The 18,571-nt window shown below is 70.2% G+C and carries 19 protein-coding genes; 11 read left to right on the top strand and 8 right to left on the bottom strand.

The genetic code is table 11. The features are described 5' to 3' along the window. The first annotated feature begins 64 nt into the window (after positions 1 to 64). Positions 65 to 298 (top strand): hypothetical protein, encoded by a 234-nt coding sequence (locus tag ACQ5BE_RS10565; protein WP_430296991.1) that lies wholly within the window; start codon positions 65 to 67, stop codon positions 296 to 298. Positions 299 to 335: 37 nt separating this feature from the next. On the opposite strand, the gene ACQ5BE_RS10560 is transcribed toward ACQ5BE_RS10565, so the two are convergent. Beyond that, on the bottom strand, positions 336 to 1,907 hold the full coding sequence (locus ACQ5BE_RS10560) for a helix-turn-helix domain-containing protein (RefSeq protein ID WP_430296990.1): 1,572 nt from the start codon (positions 1,905 to 1,907) through the stop codon (positions 336 to 338). Between the two features lie 154 nt (positions 1,908 to 2,061). Between ACQ5BE_RS10560 and aceA the strand changes: the two genes are divergently transcribed. Together aceA and aceB are read left to right on the top strand one after the other, a co-directional pair. Then, a complete protein-coding gene (gene aceA / locus ACQ5BE_RS10555) occupies positions 2,062 to 3,396 on the top strand; it encodes an isocitrate lyase (protein WP_430296989.1) in 1,335 nt (444 codons plus the stop codon). Between the two features lie 84 nt (positions 3,397 to 3,480). Next, positions 3,481 to 5,154: a malate synthase A gene (aceB, locus tag ACQ5BE_RS10550; RefSeq protein ID WP_430296988.1), complete on the top strand. Its 1,674-nt coding sequence runs from the start codon at positions 3,481 to 3,483 to the stop codon at positions 5,152 to 5,154. A 246-nt stretch (positions 5,155 to 5,400) separates the two neighbouring features. Here the strand turns inward: aceB and ACQ5BE_RS10545 are convergent, their stop codons facing one another. Further along, positions 5,401 to 5,892, bottom strand: a complete 492-nt coding sequence (locus ACQ5BE_RS10545) for a hypothetical protein (RefSeq protein ID WP_430296987.1) — start codon at positions 5,890 to 5,892, stop codon at positions 5,401 to 5,403. 106 nt (positions 5,893 to 5,998) lie between these two features. Between ACQ5BE_RS10545 and ACQ5BE_RS10540 the strand changes: the two genes are divergently transcribed. Continuing rightward, positions 5,999 to 6,739 carry a DsbA family oxidoreductase gene (locus tag ACQ5BE_RS10540; RefSeq protein WP_430296986.1) on the top strand — a complete coding sequence of 247 codons (741 nt, stop codon included), beginning with the start codon at positions 5,999 to 6,001 and terminating at the stop codon, positions 6,737 to 6,739. Positions 6,740 to 6,756: 17 nt separating this feature from the next. On the opposite strand, the gene ACQ5BE_RS10535 is transcribed toward ACQ5BE_RS10540, so the two are convergent. The 3 genes from ACQ5BE_RS10535 to ACQ5BE_RS10525 all read right to left on the bottom strand — a co-directional run bounded on the left by ACQ5BE_RS10535 (position 6,757) and on the right by ACQ5BE_RS10525 (position 8,867). Beyond that, positions 6,757 to 7,440: a GntR family transcriptional regulator gene (locus tag ACQ5BE_RS10535; protein ID WP_430296985.1), complete on the bottom strand. Its 684-nt coding sequence runs from the start codon at positions 7,438 to 7,440 to the stop codon at positions 6,757 to 6,759. A 56-nt stretch (positions 7,441 to 7,496) separates the two neighbouring features. Continuing rightward, entirely contained in the window at positions 7,497 to 8,600 is a 1,104-nt protein-coding gene (locus ACQ5BE_RS10530; protein ID WP_430296984.1) for a Gfo/Idh/MocA family protein, read from the bottom strand. A 78-nt stretch (positions 8,601 to 8,678) separates the two neighbouring features. Beyond that, positions 8,679 to 8,867, bottom strand: coding sequence for a DUF1918 domain-containing protein (locus ACQ5BE_RS10525; RefSeq protein ID WP_344300261.1), 189 nt, complete (start codon positions 8,865 to 8,867; stop codon positions 8,679 to 8,681). Between the two features lie 117 nt (positions 8,868 to 8,984). Here ACQ5BE_RS10525 and ACQ5BE_RS10520 point away from each other — a divergent pair, with 117 nt between their 5' ends. Further along, on the top strand, positions 8,985 to 9,626 hold the full coding sequence (locus tag ACQ5BE_RS10520) for an SAM-dependent methyltransferase (protein ID WP_430296983.1): 642 nt from the start codon (positions 8,985 to 8,987) through the stop codon (positions 9,624 to 9,626). Positions 9,627 to 9,668: 42 nt separating this feature from the next. On the opposite strand, the gene ACQ5BE_RS10515 is transcribed toward ACQ5BE_RS10520, so the two are convergent. The 3 genes from ACQ5BE_RS10515 to ACQ5BE_RS10505 form a co-directional block, all read right to left on the bottom strand. Next, positions 9,669 to 10,760 carry a Vms1/Ankzf1 family peptidyl-tRNA hydrolase gene (locus ACQ5BE_RS10515; RefSeq protein WP_430296982.1) on the bottom strand — a complete coding sequence of 364 codons (1,092 nt, stop codon included), beginning with the start codon at positions 10,758 to 10,760 and terminating at the stop codon, positions 9,669 to 9,671. A gap of 64 nt (positions 10,761 to 10,824) precedes the next feature. Then, positions 10,825 to 11,721, bottom strand: a complete 897-nt coding sequence (locus tag ACQ5BE_RS10510) for a biopolymer transporter Tol (protein ID WP_430296981.1) — start codon at positions 11,719 to 11,721, stop codon at positions 10,825 to 10,827. Then, complete coding sequence (locus ACQ5BE_RS10505) at positions 11,718 to 12,938, bottom strand: ROK family protein (protein WP_430296980.1); 1,221 nt, start codon at positions 12,936 to 12,938, stop codon at positions 11,718 to 11,720. Before ACQ5BE_RS10505 ends, ACQ5BE_RS10510 begins: the two co-directional genes overlap by 4 nt. Before the next feature lie 176 nt (positions 12,939 to 13,114). Here ACQ5BE_RS10505 and ACQ5BE_RS10500 point away from each other — a divergent pair, with 176 nt between their 5' ends. The 6 genes from ACQ5BE_RS10500 to ACQ5BE_RS10475 form a co-directional block, all read left to right on the top strand. Then, positions 13,115 to 13,855, top strand: a complete 741-nt coding sequence (locus tag ACQ5BE_RS10500) for a sugar phosphate isomerase/epimerase family protein (RefSeq protein WP_430296979.1) — start codon at positions 13,115 to 13,117, stop codon at positions 13,853 to 13,855. Next, positions 13,852 to 14,964, top strand: a complete 1,113-nt coding sequence (locus ACQ5BE_RS10495; RefSeq protein WP_430296978.1) for a Gfo/Idh/MocA family protein — start codon at positions 13,852 to 13,854, stop codon at positions 14,962 to 14,964. Before ACQ5BE_RS10500 ends, ACQ5BE_RS10495 begins: the two co-directional genes overlap by 4 nt. A 52-nt stretch (positions 14,965 to 15,016) precedes the next feature. Continuing rightward, positions 15,017 to 16,354 (top strand): extracellular solute-binding protein, encoded by a 1,338-nt coding sequence (locus ACQ5BE_RS10490; protein ID WP_430296977.1) that lies wholly within the window; start codon positions 15,017 to 15,019, stop codon positions 16,352 to 16,354. A gap of 54 nt (positions 16,355 to 16,408) precedes the next feature. Then, positions 16,409 to 17,395 (top strand): carbohydrate ABC transporter permease, encoded by a 987-nt coding sequence (locus ACQ5BE_RS10485; protein WP_430296976.1) that lies wholly within the window; start codon positions 16,409 to 16,411, stop codon positions 17,393 to 17,395. Further along, positions 17,388 to 18,227, top strand: coding sequence for a carbohydrate ABC transporter permease (locus tag ACQ5BE_RS10480; protein ID WP_430296975.1), 840 nt, complete (start codon positions 17,388 to 17,390; stop codon positions 18,225 to 18,227). The genes ACQ5BE_RS10485 and ACQ5BE_RS10480 overlap by 8 nt, the downstream gene beginning before the upstream one ends. Positions 18,228 to 18,275: 48 nt before the next feature. Continuing rightward, positions 18,276 to 18,571, top strand: a 296-nt coding sequence (locus ACQ5BE_RS10475; protein ID WP_430297117.1) for a Gfo/Idh/MocA family oxidoreductase, incomplete at its 3' end; no start/stop codon positions are given.

Here is an 18,571-nt window from a genome sequence, read left to right as displayed (position 1 = left end):
TAGACTTCCCAGTCCCCCGGCGTATCGTGAAAAAGGTGATGCTATCCACCTACGGGAGGTCAGGATGAGCCTGTTCAAGAAGCGCACGGATTCCGAGCACGAAGCCCGGCCCATGGCGGAGGCGGGTGCGACCGCCGAGGCAAGGGAGAAGCCCGGCAAGCGCGAGGTCCATGCGTTCCGGCAGGTTCCGCCGTACGAGATGAACGAGGAGCTCGCCGAGCGCATCGCCATGCGGGCCTACGGCGACGACGACCACGACGGCAAGGCGGACATCCCGGCCGCGCCCTTCCCCGGCTGAGTCGCGGGACCCGGCCCGGGAGCCCCGCGCGGTCCGCTCAGGCGCCCGAATGGGCCTCGAGGAACGAGTAGACCTCGGTCTCGTCCACGCCGGGGAACGCCCCCGGCGGCATGGCCGCGAGCAGGTGCGAGTGCGCCCGTGCGGACGGCCAGGCGTAGCCGGCCCAGTGGTCGCTGAGCTCCATGGGCGGGCGGCGGCAGCAGTCCGGGTCGGGGCAGCGTGAGACGGCGCGCGCCGTCGTCTCCCTCCCCCGGAACCACTTCACGTGCTGGTACGGGACGCCGATGCTCAGGGAGAACTCGCCGCTCGCGCTGCGCTCTGTCCGGGCGGTGCACCAGAACGTGCCTGTGACCGTGTCGGTGTACTGGCTGTAGGAGCTGAACTTGTCCGGCACGTCGAAGACCGCCCGGCTCGTCCAGGCCTTGCACGAGGGCTGTCCCTCGATCGCGCCGGTGTGGTCCATCGGGAAGTTGACGCCGTCGTTCTCGTAGGCCTTGTAGATGATCCCGGACTGGTGCGTCTTCTGGAAGTGCGTGGTGAGGCCGAGGTGCTGGGTGGCCAGGTTCGTGAACCGGTGCGCGGCCGTCTCGTAGCTCACCGCGAACGAGTCGCGCAGGTCCTCCACCGAGATCTCCTTGGCGGCCTTGGCCCGCTGCAGGAACTCGACCGTGGCCTTCTCGGGGAGGAGGAGCGCCGCGGCGAAGTAGTTGGTCGCGACGCGCTGGGCGAGGAAGTCCCCGTAGGAGCGCGGGGTCTCGTGCCCGAGGACGTAGTGCCCGAGGGCCTGGAGGAGCACCGAACGGGGGTCGTGGTCGGACCGCTGGTTGTGCGTCAGGTAAATCCTGCGGTTCTTCAGGTCGGTGACGGACCTCGTCGAGTGAGGCAGGTCCCCCACGTGGTACAGGGTGAAGCCCAGGTGCGTGGCGATGTCCGAGATCGTGTGCTGGCTCAGCGGCCCGGACGTGTAGCCCACCTGGGCGAGGACCTTCTGCGCCTCCGCCTCGTACTCGGGGAAGTAGTTCCCGCGCTCGCGCATCATCCTGCGCAGCTCGCCGTTCGCCCGTCGGGCCTCCTCCGGCGTGGCGACCTGCTCGTTCATCTTGCGCTCGAGCTCGCGCAGCAGCCCCAGCTGGGACTCGAGCACGTCCAGCGGCAGGCGTGAGGAAACGCGGATCTTGGGCAGGTTGAGGTTCTCGTAGAGGGGACTGCGCTGGTAGCGCTCGAGCTCGATCTCGAGGGCGGCGCGGCGGCTCGGCGGCTCGGCGCCGAGGAGCGCGTCGACTCCCACGCCGAGAGCGCCCGCGAGCTGCTGCAGCAGGCTGAGCTTGGGCTCGCGCTTGCCGTTCTCGATGAGGCTGAGCTGGCTCGCGGCCGCACCCACCGCGGAGCCCAGGTCGTCGAGCGTGAGCCCGGCGGCCTTCCTCAGGTGGCGCACTCGACGGCCGAGCGCAATGACGTCGACGCCCGCCTCGGGCGCGGTCGTCCCGGTCCGGCGCACGACGGCGGCGGGCTGCTCTGTGGGGCGGCCCCACCCCGCGAGGGGCTGGGTGCGGGCGGGGGCGGACGACGTCGAACGCGGCATTTCTTGAGAATACGTGAAGATCCGCATTTCTTTCCAGCATTTTTCCCTGTTGCTGGGGTTGCAGACACGGAAAAGTTGTTCCCACGAAGAACAGCGCGGTGGTTGAGCGAAGCCCACGGTGGTTGAGCGAAGCCGAAACCACCACCGCACCATCACCGCACCGAGTCGAAGGAGACCCGCCATGACCGCAGAGTTCGAGCCCCAGAGCCAGTCCCTCGAGCAGCAGGCCGAGGCACTGAAGCTCGAGTGGTCCGCCGACCCCCGCTGGGAAGGCCTCACCCGCGACTACTCGGCCGAGGACGTCATCCGCCTCCGCGGCCGCGTGCCGGAGGAGAACACGCTGGCCCGCCGCGGCGCCGAGAAGCTGTGGAAGGCCGTGACGGAGGGCCGCGAGAACGGCACCGGCTACATCAACGCCCTCGGTGCCCTCACCGGCAACCAGGCCGTCCAGCAGGTCAAGGCCGGCCTCAAGGCCATCTACCTCTCGGGCTGGCAGGTCGCGGCGGACGCGAACCTCTCGGGCAACACCTACCCCGACCAGTCGCTCTACCCCGCGAACTCCGTGCCCGCCGTCGTGCGGCGCATCAACAACGCGCTCCAGCGCGCTGACCAGATCGAGTTCTCCGAGGGCAAGCAGACGGTCGAGGACTGGCTGGTCCCGATCGTCGCCGACGCGGAGGCCGGCTTCGGCGGCCCGCTCAACGCCTACGAGCTCATGAAGTCCATGATCCAGGCCGGCGCAGCGGGCGTGCATTGGGAGGACCAGCTCGCCTCGGAGAAGAAGTGCGGCCACCTCGGCGGCAAGGTGCTCATCCCGACCCAGCAGCACATCCGCACCCTCAATGCTGCTCGGCTCGCCGCCGACGTTGCCGGCGCGCCGAGCGTCATCATCGCCCGCACCGATGCCGAGGCCGCGACGCTCATCACGACGGATGTGGACGAGCGGGACCGCGAGTTCATCCTCCGCGAAGAGGGACAGCCGGTGCGCACGGCCGAGGGCTTCTACCGGGTCAAGAACGGCATCGAGCCGTGCATCGCCCGCGCCAAGGCCTACGCCCCGTACTCCGACCTCATCTGGATGGAGACCGGCACCCCGGACCTCGCTCTGGCCCGCAAGTTCGCCGAGGCCGTCAAGGCCGAGTACCCGGACCAGATGCTCGCCTACAACTGCTCGCCGTCGTTCAACTGGAAGAAGCACCTGGACGACGACACCATCGCCAAGTTCCAGCGCGAGCTCGGCGCGATGGGCTTCAAGTTCCAGTTCATCACCCTGGCTGGCTTCCACGCCCTCAACTACTCGATGTTCGACCTCGCCCACGGCTACGCCCGCAACGGCATGAGCGCGTACGTCGACCTCCAGGAGCGCGAGTTCGCCTCCGAAGACCGCGGCTACACCGCAACCAAGCACCAGCGCGAAGTGGGCACCGGCTACTTCGACCTGGTCTCCACGGCGCTGAACCCGAACGCCAGCACTCTCGCCCTCGTGGGATCCACCGAAGAGGGCCAGTTCCACTAACGATTCGGCGCAGGCCGACGACGCCGGTGGGCTGGGACCGCTTCCCGGCCCACCCGGTGTCGTACATCACCCAGGAGACCTCCCATGAACACGTTCACCGACAACTTCACGATCAACGGCGTGACCCTCACGGCCCAGCCGATGGCCCGCCAGAACGAGATCCTCACCCCGGACGCCCTCGAGTTCGTCGCGCGCCTCCACCGGGCCACGGCCGAGCGCCGCCAGGAGCTCCTCGAAGCGCGCCATGCGCGGCGCGCCGAGATCGCGAAGGGTGTCGACCCGCGCTTCCCCGCCGAGACCGCCGAGATCCGCAACGACCCGAACTGGCGCGTTGCCCCGCCGGCACCCGGCCTCACGGACCGCCGCGTCGAGATCACCGGCCCGGTGGACCGGAAGATGACCATCAATGCCCTCAACTCGGGCGCGAAGGTCTGGCTGGCTGACATGGAGGACTCCCAGACGCCGTCGTGGCGCAACGTGATCCGCGGGCAGATCAACCTCATCGACGCGCTCGAGGACCGCATCGACTTCACGAGCCCCGAGGGTAAGGAGTACCGGCTCCGCCCGTTCGCCGAGCGCCCCACCATCGTGGTGCGTCCCCGCGGCTGGCACCTGCCGGAGAAGAACATGCTCGTGGACGGCAAGCCGATCGCGGGCGGGATCGTGGACTTCGGCCTGTTCTTCTTCCACAACGCCAAGCGCCTGCTCTCCCTCGGCCACGGCCCGTACTTCTACCTGCCCAAGATCGAGAACCGCTTCGAGGCCCGGCTCTGGAACGACATCTTCGTCCTGGCCCAGGACCTGCTCGGCATCCCGCAGGGCACCATCCGCGCCACGGTGCTCATCGAGACGATCACCGCCGCCTTCGAGATGGAGGAGATCCTCTTCGAGCTGCGCGACCATGCCGCGGGCCTCAACGCGGGCCGCTGGGATTACATCTTCTCGATCATCAAGAACTTCCGCACCCGCGGGCCGCGCTTCGTGACCCCGGACCGCTCCCAGGTGACCATGACGCAGCCGTTCATGCGGGCCTACACCGAGCAGCTCGTGCGGGCGTGCCACCGCCGCGGCGCCATGGCGATCGGCGGCATGGCCGCCTTCGTGCCCAACCGCAAGGACCCGCAGATCAACGCGTCCGCCTTCGAGAAGGTCCGCGCCGACAAGCAGCGGGAGGCCCACGACGGCTTCGACGGCTCGTGGGTCGCGCACCCGGACCTGGTGCCCGTGGCCCGCGAGGTGTTCGACTCCGTGCTGGGCGACAGGCCGAACCAGATCGACCGGCTCCGCGAGGACGTCACACCGGACGACCGCGCGCTCATCGACCTGAGCACGTGCCAGGGCACCATCACCGAGGGCGGGATCCGCAACAACATCGAGGTCGGCATCCGCTACATCGAGGCGTGGCTGCGGGGCTCCGGCGCGGTCGCGATCCACAACCTCATGGAGGACGCCGCGACCGCGGAGATCTCCCGCTCGCAGATCTGGCAGTGGATCTACTCCCGGGCCATCACGGACCAGGGCGAGATCGTGACCCGCCAGTGGGTCGAGGAGATCCTCGACGAGGAGTTCGCCAAGCTCGAGCGCTTCGACGGCGACCGCTTCCGCGACGCCCGTGAGCTGTTCGAGGAGTGCGCCCTCGGCGCCGAGTTCCCGACCTTCCTGACCATGCCGGCCTACGCGCGCTTCCTGTGCGAGACCGCGGGCAAGGAGGACGAGTTCGAGGCCGGCCTGCCCGAGCGGCAGTTCGCCGCGGCATAGCCCGCGCCCGCTGGGGCCCGCTGGTTGAGCGAAGTCGAAACCCGGGCCCAATGAATCTCCCGGATCCCGCGCGCTTCCATCGCAACAGGCACCCCGAAGGCCGGGGGCGGGACATCCGGGGACACCGTTGAGGGGCCTCCCGCGTAGTGGTGCTGCGCGGACACGGGGCCCCTCAACTCATCCCACCTGCAGCGCACGACGGCGCCGCCCCCCCGAGAGGCGGGCGGCGCCGTCGTGCGTGGGCTGCTAGTGCGGGAAGACGAACTCGCCGACCATGAAGTAGAGCGCGAAGAGCGCGGGGACGATCGTCAGCAGCACCAGCAGGGACCGCTCGGCGCGGCGGAACCACGCAGTCGCGGCCACGATCCCCGCGGCGAGCATGGCCCCCAGGGCCAGGAGCGCCGGGGAGGCGGGCACGAACCCCGTCTCGGTCGCCGCGACGAAGAGGCGCATGAGCAGCGGGCCGCCGACGAGCAGGACCGCTCCCCCGGCGGCGAGCCCCACGGCCCACCATCCGAGCCGGGTGAGGGGCCTGAGCGTCGGCCTCTCCCGGTGCTCCCGGAGCCGCGCGGCCGCCGCGAGGACCACGGCGCCCAGTGCCACGAGGAAGCCGGCCGTGTAGACCCAGGCCCGCGTCGCTTCGGCTGCCACGAAGAAGACCGCCACGAAGACGCCGAGGGCGGCAAGGCCCGCGACTGCAGCGGCCCGCCCCAGCCAGTTCCTCGTCAGGGTTGTCATGGCCCTCATCTCCTTCGATGCCCTTCCGGGCAGCACCATTCTCCCACTTTTCTACAAGACGTAGAAGAGTTGGAATACTCTGGGCCGAGGAGAACTTGAAGCTTTCATGAACGTTGACATCTGGTCCGACATTGCCTGCCCCTGGTGCTTCATCGGCAAGCGCCGCTTCGAGAAGGCCCTGGCCGCCTTCCCCCACAAGGACCAGATCACGGTCACCTGGCACAGCTACCAGCTCGACCCCACGCTCCCCGAGCACTACGACGGCACCGAGCTCGACTACCTGAGCACCCGCAAGGGCATGCCGGCCGCACGCGTGAAGCAGATGTTCGACCACGTTGCCGAGGTCGCCTCCGGGGAGGGCCTCCACTACGACTTCGACCGGGTCGTGGTTGCCAACTCGTTCTCCGGCCACGAGCTCATCCACCTCGCCAAGGCCCGCGGCGGGAACGCCATGGCCGACTCGGCCAAGGAGGCCCTGCTCTCGGCCCACTTCGAGCACGGCCTCGACATCGGCTCCCGCGAGGTCCTGCTAGCGGTCGGGACCGAGGCCGGGCTCGAGAGTGCGGAGATCTCCGCGGCCCTCGACGCCGGCACGTACCGCGACGCTGTCCGCGCAGACATCAGCCAGGCCCGCGCGCTGGGCATCCAGGGCGTGCCCTTCTTCGTCCTGGACAGCACGTACGGCGTCTCCGGCGCCCAGCCCGCCGAGCTCTTCACCCAGGCCCTCGAGACCGCGTGGCGCGAGGCGAACCCGCTCGTGATGGTCGGCCAGCCCGCAGGCCCGGGCGCCGGGGACGACGCCGAGAGCCTCGGCGGAGAGGTGTGCGGCCCGGACGGCTGCCTCTGAGGCTGAGCCGGTTCCCGCTAGGACTGGCGGCCCTGGGCCGCGAGGAGGGCCCGGATCCGCTCGGTGGCGTCCACGAGCGACGCGTTGTTCACCGACGCCGCGGCGGCCGGGTCCTGGCTCCGCGCCGCGGCGATGAGCTCCTGCTGGTAGCGCCACAGCGAGTCGTCGCCGGCCGTGTCCAGCGTGCCCTGAGCGCCCACGAGCTTGTAGGGGCGGCACTGCTGCCAGAGGTTCTGGACCATCCGGACGAGGAGCGGGTTCCCGGAGGCGCGGTACAGGATCGTGAGCAGTGCCTCGTCGTGGTCCAGGAGGTCCGGCACGCGGTGCTCGCGGATTGCGGCGAGCATGAGGTCGTACTCCTCCTGCATCCGGTCGCAGTCCTCGGCGCTGATGCCCTGGGCCCCCAGGCGCGCCGCCTCGACCTCGAGCAGCTTGCGGATGTCGTAGACGTGCACGAGCTCCTGGAGCGTGAGGGCCTTGACCACCGCACCCTTGTGCGGCTCCCGCTCGACCATGCCCGACTCTTCGAGCCGGCGGATCGCCTCGCGCACCGGCATCGCGCTCGTGCCGACCTGTTCGGCCAGCTCCCGGACGGTCAGCCGCGACCCCGCAGGCAGGTCTCCGCTCAGGATCGCAGCGTGGATCGTCGCGTAGACCTGATCGGTCAGCAGCGTAGGCTCAACCCGCTTGGTGATCGGCATAGATCAAATATACCGAGGCACGGATCGGCGGCCGGGGCGCACGACGCCGCGCCCTCCTAGAGCGCGACGGCCCGGCGTTCGCGCGCCGAACGGTAGGCGGCCTCGACCACGCCCAGGGTGAGCAGCGCGGCGTCTACCGTCACGGCCGGCGCACGCTTGGCGCGGATGGCGCCGACCACGTCCGCGTACTGGCGGGCGAGGCCCGCGGGCGACTCGGTGGGGTCCGCCCGCGGGGCCGCGGCCGCCACGGCGAGCTGGTTCCCGGCGCCGTACAGGCCGTAATCCGGGGCGTTCGGCGCGGAGTCGGTGTGCAGGTAGACGAGGGTCTCGTTCTCGATCACCGCCGATCCCAGGCTCCCCGAGACCTGGAGGCGGGACGAGAGGCCGGGGTAGGCCGCCGTGCTCGCGTGGACGGTCGCGATCGCGCCCGACTCGAAGCGGAGCAGCACTCCCGCCGTGTCCTCGGCCTCGATGGCGTGCACCGTCCGCGCCGTCATCGCCATGACCTCCACCGGGCGGCCGAGGAGGGCCACGACGAGGTCGAGCGTGTGGATGCCCTGGTTCATGAGTGCGCCGCCGCCGTCGCCGGCGAAGGTGCCGCGCCACGGGGAGGCCTGGAAGTACGCCGCGCTGCGCCACCACGGGACGGTCGCGACCGCGGAGGCCACGGCCCCGAGCCGGCCCGCGCGGACAGCGTCGCGCACGGCGAGGCTCGCGGCGTCGAAGCGGTGCTGGCTCACGACGGAGACCACGCGGCCCTCCCCCGCCTCACGCGCATCACGGGCGAAGGCCCGCGCCGCGTCCAGGTCGACGTCGAGCGGCTTCTCGATGAGCACGTGGGCACCTGCGGCCAGCGCCTCGGCGGCCACGGCGAGGTGGGACGAGGTGGGGGTCGCGACGACGACGAGCGGCGCCGCGCCGCCCGACGTCCCGGCGGCCCGGCCCCGGCCGAGCGCCTCGCCGATGCTCCCCGCAGCCTGCGGCCGGAGGGAGCCGGACGCCGCGACCTCGTCGGCCAAGACTCGTGCGCCCGATGCCCCGCGGCTCACGATCGCGGCCAGCTCCACGCCTGGGGTAGCCGCGATGGCCCTCGCGTGGGAGCGGGCAATGGCTCCTGCGCCGACGAGGACGGCGCGGACCGAGGCAGGATCAGCGGACACGCCTTCCATTGTCCGGTGGATGGGGCCGCTGTGGCAATCGCTTGCCATAACGTGCCAAAAGTTTGCCGTCTGTGGCCGTCAGCTCCCCGCCTTCTCGACCGAGAAGTCCCCGCCGGGGAAGACGACGGATTCGTGGCCGTCGTCGAACTTCACGAGGTACGGCGGCTCCCCGTTCGCTCCACGGACCTCGAGGATCTCCCCGTGGCGGTCTGCGGAGTCCACCGTGCGGCCCCGGATGACGATGCGGTCGCCCTGCACTGCGTTCATGCTTCACACCTCCTTGCCCCGAGGGTACGTAGCGCCACCGGCAGCGGGAAGGCCTCGCGACGGCCGCCGGGCCGCAGGCCCCTTGTGCCACACGCGGGCGCCGGATAGGAGTGGTCCATGACGAACGAGCCGAAGCCCACGACGGGCGAATTCTGGGACGGGTTCTACCGCGAGCGCGACGCCGTGTGGAGCGGGAAGCCGAACGCCGCGCTGGTGCGGGAAGTCGGGATGCTCGCGCCCGGGCGGGCGCTGGACCTGGGCTGCGGTGAAGGCGCCGACGCGATCTGGCTGGCCGAGCGCGGGTGGGTGGTGACCGGCGTCGACGTCTCCTCGGTCGCGCTCGGCCGGGCCGCCAAGCACGCCCTCGACGCCGGCGTCTCCGACCGCATCACCTGGGAGCGCCACGACCTCGCGACGTGGGAGCCCGTGGGCGACTACACCCTCGTCACCGCGGCCTTCCTGCACTCGCCCGTCGACCTGCCGCGCGAGCACATCCTGCTCGCGGCCTCCCGTGCGGTCGCGCCGGGCGGGGTGCTGCTCGTGGTCGGCCACACGGCCTTCCCGCCATGGTCCCAGCACGCGCACGACGGCGAGGCGCCGCTGCCCTCGGCGGACGAGCTCGCCGCCGCACTCGGGCTGCGTCCGCACGAGTGGAGGGTGGAGACGCGCGAGACCGAGGGCCGCACGACGACGGGGCCGGAGGGGCAGACGGCCGTGCTGACCGACACCGTCCTCACGGCCCGCCGCGCCGCCGACTGACACCGGGGCCGCCGCGAGGCGCGGTCGCCTCGGGAGGCGCTGCTACCAGCGCAGCAGCGAGGCGGCCTCGCCGCCGTCGAGCACGTCCGAGGGGACCAGCAGCGTGTCCGCGTCGGTGAGCACGGCCGCGCGCAGGAGCGTCGCCGACGGATCCGCCTGGCCCAGCACGCCCGCACCGACGGCCTCGGCTTCCGTGGACGCCACCCAGGGCGCGTCGTCGAGGGCGAGGACGCGCCGCTGGACGACGGCATTCGGGGCGAGGAGCAGCGTGTCGACCCGAGCGCCCTGCAGCGCGTGGATGACCGCGCCCCAGCCGTGGGCCGCGAGCGCCCCGCGGCCCTCGGCCATCCGCTCGAGGAGCCGGGCCTGCCGTCCCGCGGCGACCTCGTCCACGATGGTGCCGACCTGCTCCTCGTAGCGTTCGCGGTCGGCTCCGGGGGCGGCGGAGTTCATCGGCACCACGCGGACGAGCTTCGCCGCACGCTCGCCGAGCGACTCGCGGATCTTCTCGAGGGCTCGCTCGTCGCCGGAGAGGATGACGAGGTCGACGCCCCCGGCCTCGACGAGCCGGTCCACCTCCGCTGCCACCTCGGCGCCGTTCCTGCGCCAGACTTCTTCGGTGCGCCGCTGGTAGCGGCCTTGGGACCAGCCGCCCGAGGGCACCTTCTTGAGGTTCTCGGTGTCGCCGTGGACCTCCTGCTCCGCGAGCGCCGCGTGCGCGGAGGCTCGCCGCCGCCGGATCTCGGCGTCGGCCCGCTCGGCCTCGACCTCGAGGTAGGCCAGGTCCGTGCCCCGGTGCTCGGCGAGCGGGACCAGGTTCGGGATCGGCCCCACGTCAACCAGCGGCGTGCTCGGAGCGCCCGGCAGGACCTCGTTGACCACCACCTCGCCACCGCGGATGAGCACGAACCGCGAGATCGGGGCGGGAAGGCCCTTGGCGGCCCAGTCGAGCCTCTCGGCCGCGGTCCGGCAGCTCCTGTCCGCTCCGGCGGCCGCGAGCATCCGCCCGATGTTCTCGCCCAGCACGTCCGTGGCCTCGAGCGTGTCGACCGTCCCGGTGCTGACATCGACGTGGATGGTGCACCACGGTCCGCCTTCCTTCAGCAGGCCGGCATATTCCTGCAGCGCGCGCATGAGTCCTCCTCGTACAGATAGCCTCACTGTCTCGGTGAGGGCTGTATACCCTCTCGGAGGGGCCTCACGCGCCGGATCGGGGCCCTTCCCCCACCGGATAGCCGACGTACGCGAACCAGCTGCTGTCGGGCGCCCAGCTGTTGACGTTCATGGTCCCCTGACCGCCGGACACCTCGATCCTGCGACGCTCTGCGGCCCAGTCGGCAGGGTCTGCCAGGACCACGTGCACCGGGACGTCGGCGGGGTGGCCGAGGGTCCCGGGCGGGAAGCTCACGTAGGCTCCGTGCTTCCCGTCGGGGGAGAGGTGCGGGAACCAGTCCACGCGGCCGCTCTCGTGGAGCCGCTCGAGGGATCCCTGCCCGTGAGCGGGGACGCGCGCGAGCTGGGCATGGCCTGCGACCCCGCCGAAGGACTCGGTGTTGAGGACGATCCACGCCCCGTCGGGGGTGAACTCGGGGCCGTCGCAGTGCCCGTCCCCCACGTCGGGGCGGGCCACCGCGCCGTCTGCCAGGTCGAGGACTGCGAGGCGCCCCCGCCGGCGGACGTCGCCGTCGTGGATCTCGACGTACGCGAGCTGCCCGCCGTCCGGGCTGACCCCGTGGAGGAAGTGGCGCGCGCCGTCGTCGTGCGTGACGCGCTCCGCCGCGCCGCCGGCGAGCGGGACGCGGTAGATGTGGCCGTCGTCGGCGGAGCAGAAGGCGGCGGTGCCGTCGGGGGCCGGGACGTGGTCGTTGTTGACCGGCGGCAGGCCGGCCGCGGGCAGCGGCTCGGGGCCGCCGCCGTCGGGCGCGAGGAACCAGAGGCGTCCTACGCCGTTGAGCAGGAGGCGCCCGTCGGCGAGCCAGTTGGGCGCCTCGAACAGCGTCTCCGCCGTCGCGAAGGCAAGCTCGGGCTCACCGCCGTCGGCCGGCGCGGTCCAGACCTCGCAGCGCTGGCCGACCCGCAGGGCGCGGGGGGTCATCCGGCGTTCGCCGTCGCGGCCAGGGCAGCCTCCACACCCGCGGGCGAGAGCACGTGCTGGGAGACGAGCTGGCTCGCGCCCATCACGGCGGCCCGCTCGCCGGCGCGGGAGAGCACGATGCGCAGGTTCGTCGTGGCGAGCGGGGGCGAGCGGTGGTAGACGACCTCCCGCACGCCCGCCATGATGTGGTCGCCGGCCGCGGCCATCGACCCCCCGAGCACGATCACGCTGGGGTTGAGCAGGTTCACGCACGTCGCGAGGACCTCGCCGATGTCCCGCCCCGCCTGCCGCAGCGCCTGGATCGCGGCGAGGTTGCCGTTCGCGGCGAGGCCGACGACGTCGGCCCCCGCCTGGGCCTCGACGCCCTGCTCCGCGAGGAAACGGGCGACGGCGCCGCCGGACGCGAGCGCCTCGAGGCACCCCACGTTGCCGCACCGGCACACCACGTCGGAGCCGCGCGCCACCCGGACATGCCCGAGGTCGCCGGCCGTGCCATCCGCACCGCGCTGGAGCTGGCCGCTCGAGATGATGCCCGATCCGATGCCGGTGGCCACCTTGATGAAGAGCAGGTCATCGACCTCCGGCCAGTACGCGGCGCGCTCGCCGAGCGCCATGATGTTGACGTCGTTGTCCACGAGGACGGGGACCGGGAGCGTGCGCTGGACGAAACCGACGACGTCGAACCCGTCCCAGCCGGGCATGATCGGCGGCTTCACCGGCCTGCCGGTGGCGTGCTCGACCGGACCGGGGAGGCCGATGCCCACGCCTGCGAGCCGGCTCTCGGGGCGGCCGCTCTCGGCGAGCAGCTTCTTGCCCGACTCCACGACATAGCCGAGGACCGCCTCGGGGCCCTCCGCGACCGGCTTCTCTGCCCGGCGCTCCGAGAGGACCTCTCCGTTGAGGTCGGTGAGGGCCACGCGAACGTGGCTCGCGCCGACGTCGGCCGCGAGCACGGTGCGCGCCTGGGCGTGGAACGCGAAGCGGGACGGCGGGCGGCCCCCGCTCGAGAGCGCCTCGCCCACGGACACGACGAGGCCCGAGGTGAGCAGGAGGTCGACTTTGCCGGCGACGGTGGACCGCGCGAGGCCCGTCATCATGGCCAGCTCGGCCCGCGTCCAGGGCTTTCCGTCCCGCAGGAGCTGGAACAGGTCGCCGGCACGCGCGAGGCTGCCGCTGGCCTCGAGGGCCGCGGAGGGGGCGTTGGATGGCGACGTCATGCATCAGTGATAGCACGCACCCCTTCTGCACGCTACGAATTCAGAAGATTGACGATGAACCGAACTCTTTTGCTTGACGTTCGTCAAAAGCGCTCCTAGGTTTGCTGTGAGGCAGCTCACTCGCCGCGCACCTCCTACCGCGACGACTGCCCGGCGTCCACCCACGAGGAGAGACAGTGTCACTTTCGATCCAGCTCTACACCGTGCGGAAATCCCTCGAAGAGGATCTTCCCGGCACCATCAGGCGTCTGGCCGAGATCGGCTTCACGCAGGTAGAGCCCTACCGCTTCGTCGCGAAGGCCGCGGAGCTGCGCGCCGCGCTGGCGGAGAACGGACTGACTGCGCCGTCGGGCCACGCTCCGCTGCTGCAGGAAGACCAGGACGAGATCCTCGCCGCCGCCCGTGACCTCGGGATCGGCACGGTCATCGACCCCCACGTCCCCGCCGAGCGGTGGAAGGACCTCGAGAGCATCAAGGAGACCGCGCGGCAGCTCAACGAGGCTGCGAAGAAGGCCTCGGAGTACGGCCTCCGCGTCGGCTACCACAACCACTGGTGGGAGATCGAGGACCTGATCGAGGGCCGCACTCCCCTCGAGCACCTCGCAGACCACCTTGACCCGGAGGTCGTCCTGGAGCTGGACACCTACTGGGCAGCTGTCGGCGGCCAGGACCCGGTGGAGCTGCTGGGCCGGCTCGGCGACCGCGTGAAGTTCATCCACATCAAGGACGGCCCTGTGACCCGCGAGCCCTCGGACCAGCTCCCGCTCGGCCAGGGCAGCATCCCCGTGTTCGAGGTGATCGGCGCGGCGACCGCGCTGGAGGCAGCCGTCGTCGAGCTCGACGACTTCAGGGGAGACATGTTCGACGCCGTCGAGCAGAGCTTCGGGTTCGTCTCGGCCGGGAAGGTCCAGGCATGAGCGCGCGGGGGCCCGTCGGCGTCGGCGTCATCGGCGCGGGATTCATCAGCAAGCAGTACCTGGACAACCTCACGAGCTTCCCCGACGTGAAGGTGCTGGCCATTGGCGACATCTTCCCGGAGGCGGCCAAGGCGCGCGCCGAGGAGTACGGCATCCCGGTGCACGGGGGCGTGGATACTGTGATCGGCCACCCCGAGGTGGAGATCGTCGTGAACCTCACGGTCCCCGCGGCCCACGTGGAGGTGGGCACCCTCGCCGTCGAGGCCGGGAAGCACGTGTGGAGCGAGAAGCCCTTCTCCCTGGACCGGGAGAGCGGGAAGGCGCTCCTCAAGGCGGCCGACGCCGCGGGCGTCCGCCTTGGATGCGCTCCGGACACGTTCCTCGGCGCAGGCCTGCAGACCGCGTTCCGCATGATCCAGCGCGGCGACATCGGAACCCCGCTGACCGCGCTGACCCTCATGCAGTCCCCCGGACCGGAGTCGTGGCACCCCAACCCCGCCTTCCTCTTCCAGGAGGGAGCGGGCCCGCTCTTCGACATCGGCCCCTACTACCTCACGACGCTCGTCCAGGTCTTCGGCTCGATCAAGCGCGTCGCCGCCCTCGGCTCCAGGTCGCGGGACATCCGCGTGATCGGCTCCGGCCCCAAGGCCGGCGAGGAGTTCTCCGTGACGGTTCCCACGCACGTGAGCGCCATGGCGGAGTTCGAAGGCGCGACGTCGTCCCAGAGCGTGTTCAGCTTCGACTCGGCACTGAAGCGGGCGGGCTTCGTCGAGATTGCGGGCACGGAGGCCACGATCGCGCTCCCCGACCCGAACATGTTCGACGGCGACATCCGCATCTGCCGCCTCGGGGAGGAGGACTGGACCACGGTCCCGAGCGTCGGCTCGACCGCCAGCCGCGGAGCCGGCGTCCTCGAGATGGCCCGCGCGATCCGCGAGGGACGCGCACACCGCGCCCAGGGCGAGCTCGCGTTCCATGTGCTCGATGCCATGGTGGCCATCGCCGAATCGATCGAGACGCGCAGCTTCGTCGACGTCGAGAGCACCGCCCTTGCGGCCTCGGCCCTCCCCGAGGACTGGGACCCGACGGCCCCGACGCTCGGCGCCTAGTGCGGCCGGAAGCCCACTCCCCACTGACTCAACGACGAGAACCGGAGCAACGATGAAGAAACCACTCAAGTTCCTCTCCGCCGTCGCAGCCGCGGCCGCCATGACCATGGGCCTCGCGGCCTGCGGCTCGGGCGGAACCGGCGGAGGCGGAAACGCCTCTGGCGACACCATCACCTACTGGGCGTCGAACCAGGGCAACAGCATCGAGGACACGGCGGCGAAGCTCAAGCCGTCCCTCGACCGGTTCACGGAGAAGACCGGCGTCAAGGTCAAGCTCGAGGTCATCGGCTGGCCGGACCTGTACAACCGCATTCTCACGGCCGTGACCAGCGGCGACGGCCCCGACGTCCTCAACATCGGCAACACGTGGGCCGTGACCCTCCAGGAGACCGGGGCGTTCGAGCCGGTCGAGGGCAAGCTCCTTGAGGCGGTCGGCGGCAAGGACCGCTTCGTCCAGTCCAGCTGGTCCACCGGCGGCGCCCCCGGCAAGACGCCCACCTCGGTGCCGATCTACGGCCTCGCCTACAACCTGTACTACAACACCAAGCTCTTCAAGGCCGCGGGGATCGACAAGGCCCCTGCCACCTGGGACGAGTTCGTGACCGACGCGAAGAAGCTCACGAAGGACACCAACGGGGACGGCAAGCCGGACCAGTGGGGTTTCACCGTTGCCGGCGCCTCGGTGCAGCAGAACGCGCACCAGGCGTTCGTCCGCGGCCTCCAGAACGGCGGCGAGCTCTTCGACTCCTCCGGCAAGCCGACGTTCGACAGTGCCGAGCAGCTCAAGGGTGTCAAGCAGTTCATCGACCTCATGGCCACGGACAAGGTCATCGCACCCTCCGACGCCGAGATCGTCGACGGCGCCCAGAAGGTGGACAACCTCATCAACGGCAAGGCCGCGATGATGTTCGACCAGAGCCCGATCAAGAACTTCACCGCCCGCGACTTCAAGGACTGGGGCGTTGCGGCGGTCCCGATGATGACCGCCGGGGCAACGGGTGACGAGGGCACGCAGAGCCACGTCGCCGGCATCAACATCAGCGTGTTCAAGAACAGCAAGAACAAGGACAACGCGTTCAAGCTCGCAGGCTGGCTCACGAGCGACGACGAGCAGGCCTACCTCAACAAGGCCTTCTCGTCCCTGCCGGTGGTCAATGGCGTGACCGACAAGGACCCGGCCTTCCAGACGGAAGATGTCAAGGCGAAGCAGGACGCCCTGGCCAACCACGCCAAGCCGATGCCGCTCATCGCCAAGGAAGGCCAGATGGAGACCCTGAACGGCACGGCGATGAAGGGCCTCTTCGCCAAGGCGGCGACTGGGTCTGTCAGCGAGGCGGACATCAAGTCCGCCCTGACCGACGCCAACAACCAGATGGCTGCTGCCCAGTAGCCATGAGCGCAGGTGCGGGGCCGCCAGGCCCCGCACCCCGCCCGAGGAGTCTCCATGTCGCAGACCACCATGCCCTCCACGAAGCGGGGCAGCGAGCGCGAGCCGGCGCCGTCGCCCGCCCACGCTCCCCGCCGCCGTCGCCGGTCGTTCCTGCCGTACGGCCTCGTCGCCCCGGCAGCGCTGCTCGAGCTGCTCATCCACATCGGCCCCATGCTCCTGGGCGTGTGGATCGCGTTCATCTCCCTCAACCAGCTCAACCTCACGAACTGGCTCGCGGCCCCGTTCATGGGCCTGCAGAACTTCGTCAACGGCCTCAACCCCGACAGCACCATCGGCCAGGCCTTCTTCTCGACCCTGGGCCGGACCCTCCTGTACACCGTGCTCGTGGTGGGCTGCTCGTGGGCCCTCGGCATGGCCGGAGCGGTGTTCCTGACCTCCAACTTCAAGGGCCGCGGCCTCCTGCGGACCTTCTTCCTGGTCCCCTACGCCCTGCCGGCCTACGTCGGCACCATCGCCTGGGCCTTCATGTTCAACCAGCGCGACGGCGCGGTGAACCAGATCCTCGTCGACACCCTCCACCTCTTCGGGGACGAGCGGCCGTTCTGGCTCCTCGGCCAGAACTCCTTCGGCGCGATGGTGGTCGTGAACATCTGGCAGCTGTGGCCCTTCGCGTTCCTGATGCTCCTGGCAGCCCTGCAGAACGTCCCCAACGACGTCTACGAGGCGGCCTCGATCGACGGCGCGACGCTGTGGCAGCAGTTCCGCACCATCACGCTCCCGATGGTCCGGCCGGCCAACGGCGTCCTCCTGCTCGTGATGTCGCTGTGGACGTTCAACCAGTTCAACATCCCCTTCGTGCTCTTCGGGGCGGCGTCGCCCAAGGAAGCCACGCTGGTCTCGCCGCTCATCTACCAGAACTCGTTCGGAAGCTGGAACTTCGGCCTCGGCGGGGCCATGAGCGTCCTCCTCCTCATCGCCCTGTTCATCGCCTCCGTGTTCTACATCCGCATGGTCCTTCCCAAGGGGAACGAGAATGATTGAGACCCGCAACTTCCGCATCCTGCGCACCGTCGTCCTGACGTTCCTCTCGCTGTGGGTGGCGATCCCGCTCTACGTGGTGGTCTCGACCTCGCTGAAGCCCCTCAAGGACGTCTCCGGGCTGTTCCAGTGGATCCCGCGCGAGGTCACGCTCGCGCCGTTCATCGACATCTGGTCCACGGTCCCCCTGGCCAAGTACTTCCAGAACAGCCTGATCATCACGATCTGCGCGACGCTCTTCTCCGTCACCGTCGCGGTCCTCGCCGCCTACGCCATTGCACGCCTGCAGTTCAAGGGCAAGCGGCCGTTCAGCCTCGTGGTCCTCTCGACCCAGATGTTCCCCGGCATCCTCTTCCTGCTGCCGCTGTACCTGATCTTCACGCAGATCCGGAACATCACGGGGATCCAGCTCCAGGGCTCGTACCTGGGACTGATCATCACCTACATGACGTTCACCCTGCCGTTCGCGATCTGGATGCTCACCGGCTACTTCGCCTCGATCCCGAAGGAACTCGAGGAGGCCGCCATGATCGACGGCACGGGACGGATGGGCGCCCTGGTCAGGGTCATCCTCCCCGTCGCGAAGCCGGGCATCATCGCAGTGGCGGTCTACTCGTTCATCTCAGCCTGGGGAGAGGTGCTCTTCGCCTCCGTCCTGACGAACGAGTCGACCAAGACGCTGTCCCTGGGGCTCAAGTCCTACGCGAGCGAGTCGGATGTGTTCTGGAACCAGCTCATGGCCGCGTCCGTCGTGGTCTCGCTTCCCGTCCTCATCGGATTCATTCTGGTGCAGAAGCACCTTGTCGCGGGCCTGTCCGCCGGCGCCGTCAAGTAGGCCGCGGACACCCGAACTGAAGGAGTACATGTGAAATCGGAGCAGGCCATGGCCCAGCCCCAGCCGACCCTGGGTGTGGCGGTGATCGGGTATGCGTTCATGGGCAGGGCCCACTCTCAGGCGTGGCGGAACGTGGGGGCGTTCTTCGATGTCCCGGCCGTGGAGCAGAAGGTCCTCGTGGGCCGCCACGCCGGGGAGGTCGCCGAGGCCGCCGCACGGTACGGGTGGGCCGAGTCCGCCACCGACTGGCGGGCGGTGATCGCCCGGGACGATGTGCACATCGTGGACATCTGCGCCCCCGGCTGGCTCCACGCCGAGATCGCCGTGGCCGCCCTCGAGGCCGG

The organism is Sinomonas sp. B1-1, from assembly GCF_050474465.1.
In the GTDB taxonomy this organism is placed as follows: domain Bacteria; phylum Actinomycetota; class Actinomycetes; order Actinomycetales; family Micrococcaceae; genus Sinomonas; species Sinomonas flava.
This window is presented reverse-complemented; position numbering and strand designations above follow the sequence as displayed.

Bases quoted from the DNA above. Each gene is read 5' to 3' on its own strand.
- ACQ5BE_RS10565 (WP_430296991.1), top strand. From the start codon at position 65: ATGAGCCTGTTCAAGAAGCGCACGGATTCCGAGCACGAAGCCCGGCCC.
- ACQ5BE_RS10560 (WP_430296990.1), bottom strand. From the start codon at position 1,907: ATGCGGATCTTCACGTATTCTCAAGAAATGCCGCGTTCGACGTCGTCC.
- aceA (WP_430296989.1), top strand. From the start codon at position 2,062: ATGACCGCAGAGTTCGAGCCCCAGAGCCAGTCCCTCGAGCAGCAGGCC.
- aceB (WP_430296988.1), top strand. From the start codon at position 3,481: ATGAACACGTTCACCGACAACTTCACGATCAACGGCGTGACCCTCACG.
- ACQ5BE_RS10545 (WP_430296987.1), bottom strand. From the start codon at position 5,892: ATGACAACCCTGACGAGGAACTGGCTGGGGCGGGCCGCTGCAGTCGCG.
- ACQ5BE_RS10540 (WP_430296986.1), top strand. From the start codon at position 5,999: ATGAACGTTGACATCTGGTCCGACATTGCCTGCCCCTGGTGCTTCATC.
- ACQ5BE_RS10535 (WP_430296985.1), bottom strand. From the start codon at position 7,440: ATGCCGATCACCAAGCGGGTTGAGCCTACGCTGCTGACCGATCAGGTC.
- ACQ5BE_RS10525 (WP_344300261.1), bottom strand. From the start codon at position 8,867: ATGAACGCAGTGCAGGGCGACCGCATCGTCATCCGGGGCCGCACGGTG.
- ACQ5BE_RS10520 (WP_430296983.1), top strand. From the start codon at position 8,985: ATGACGAACGAGCCGAAGCCCACGACGGGCGAATTCTGGGACGGGTTC.
- ACQ5BE_RS10515 (WP_430296982.1), bottom strand. From the start codon at position 10,760: ATGCGCGCGCTGCAGGAATATGCCGGCCTGCTGAAGGAAGGCGGACCG.
- ACQ5BE_RS10510 (WP_430296981.1), bottom strand. From the start codon at position 11,721: ATGACCCCCCGCGCCCTGCGGGTCGGCCAGCGCTGCGAGGTCTGGACC.
- ACQ5BE_RS10505 (WP_430296980.1), bottom strand. From the start codon at position 12,938: ATGACGTCGCCATCCAACGCCCCCTCCGCGGCCCTCGAGGCCAGCGGC.
- ACQ5BE_RS10495 (WP_430296978.1), top strand. From the start codon at position 13,852: ATGAGCGCGCGGGGGCCCGTCGGCGTCGGCGTCATCGGCGCGGGATTC.
- ACQ5BE_RS10490 (WP_430296977.1), top strand. From the start codon at position 15,017: ATGAAGAAACCACTCAAGTTCCTCTCCGCCGTCGCAGCCGCGGCCGCC.
- ACQ5BE_RS10485 (WP_430296976.1), top strand. From the start codon at position 16,409: ATGTCGCAGACCACCATGCCCTCCACGAAGCGGGGCAGCGAGCGCGAG.
- ACQ5BE_RS10480 (WP_430296975.1), top strand. From the start codon at position 17,388: ATGATTGAGACCCGCAACTTCCGCATCCTGCGCACCGTCGTCCTGACG.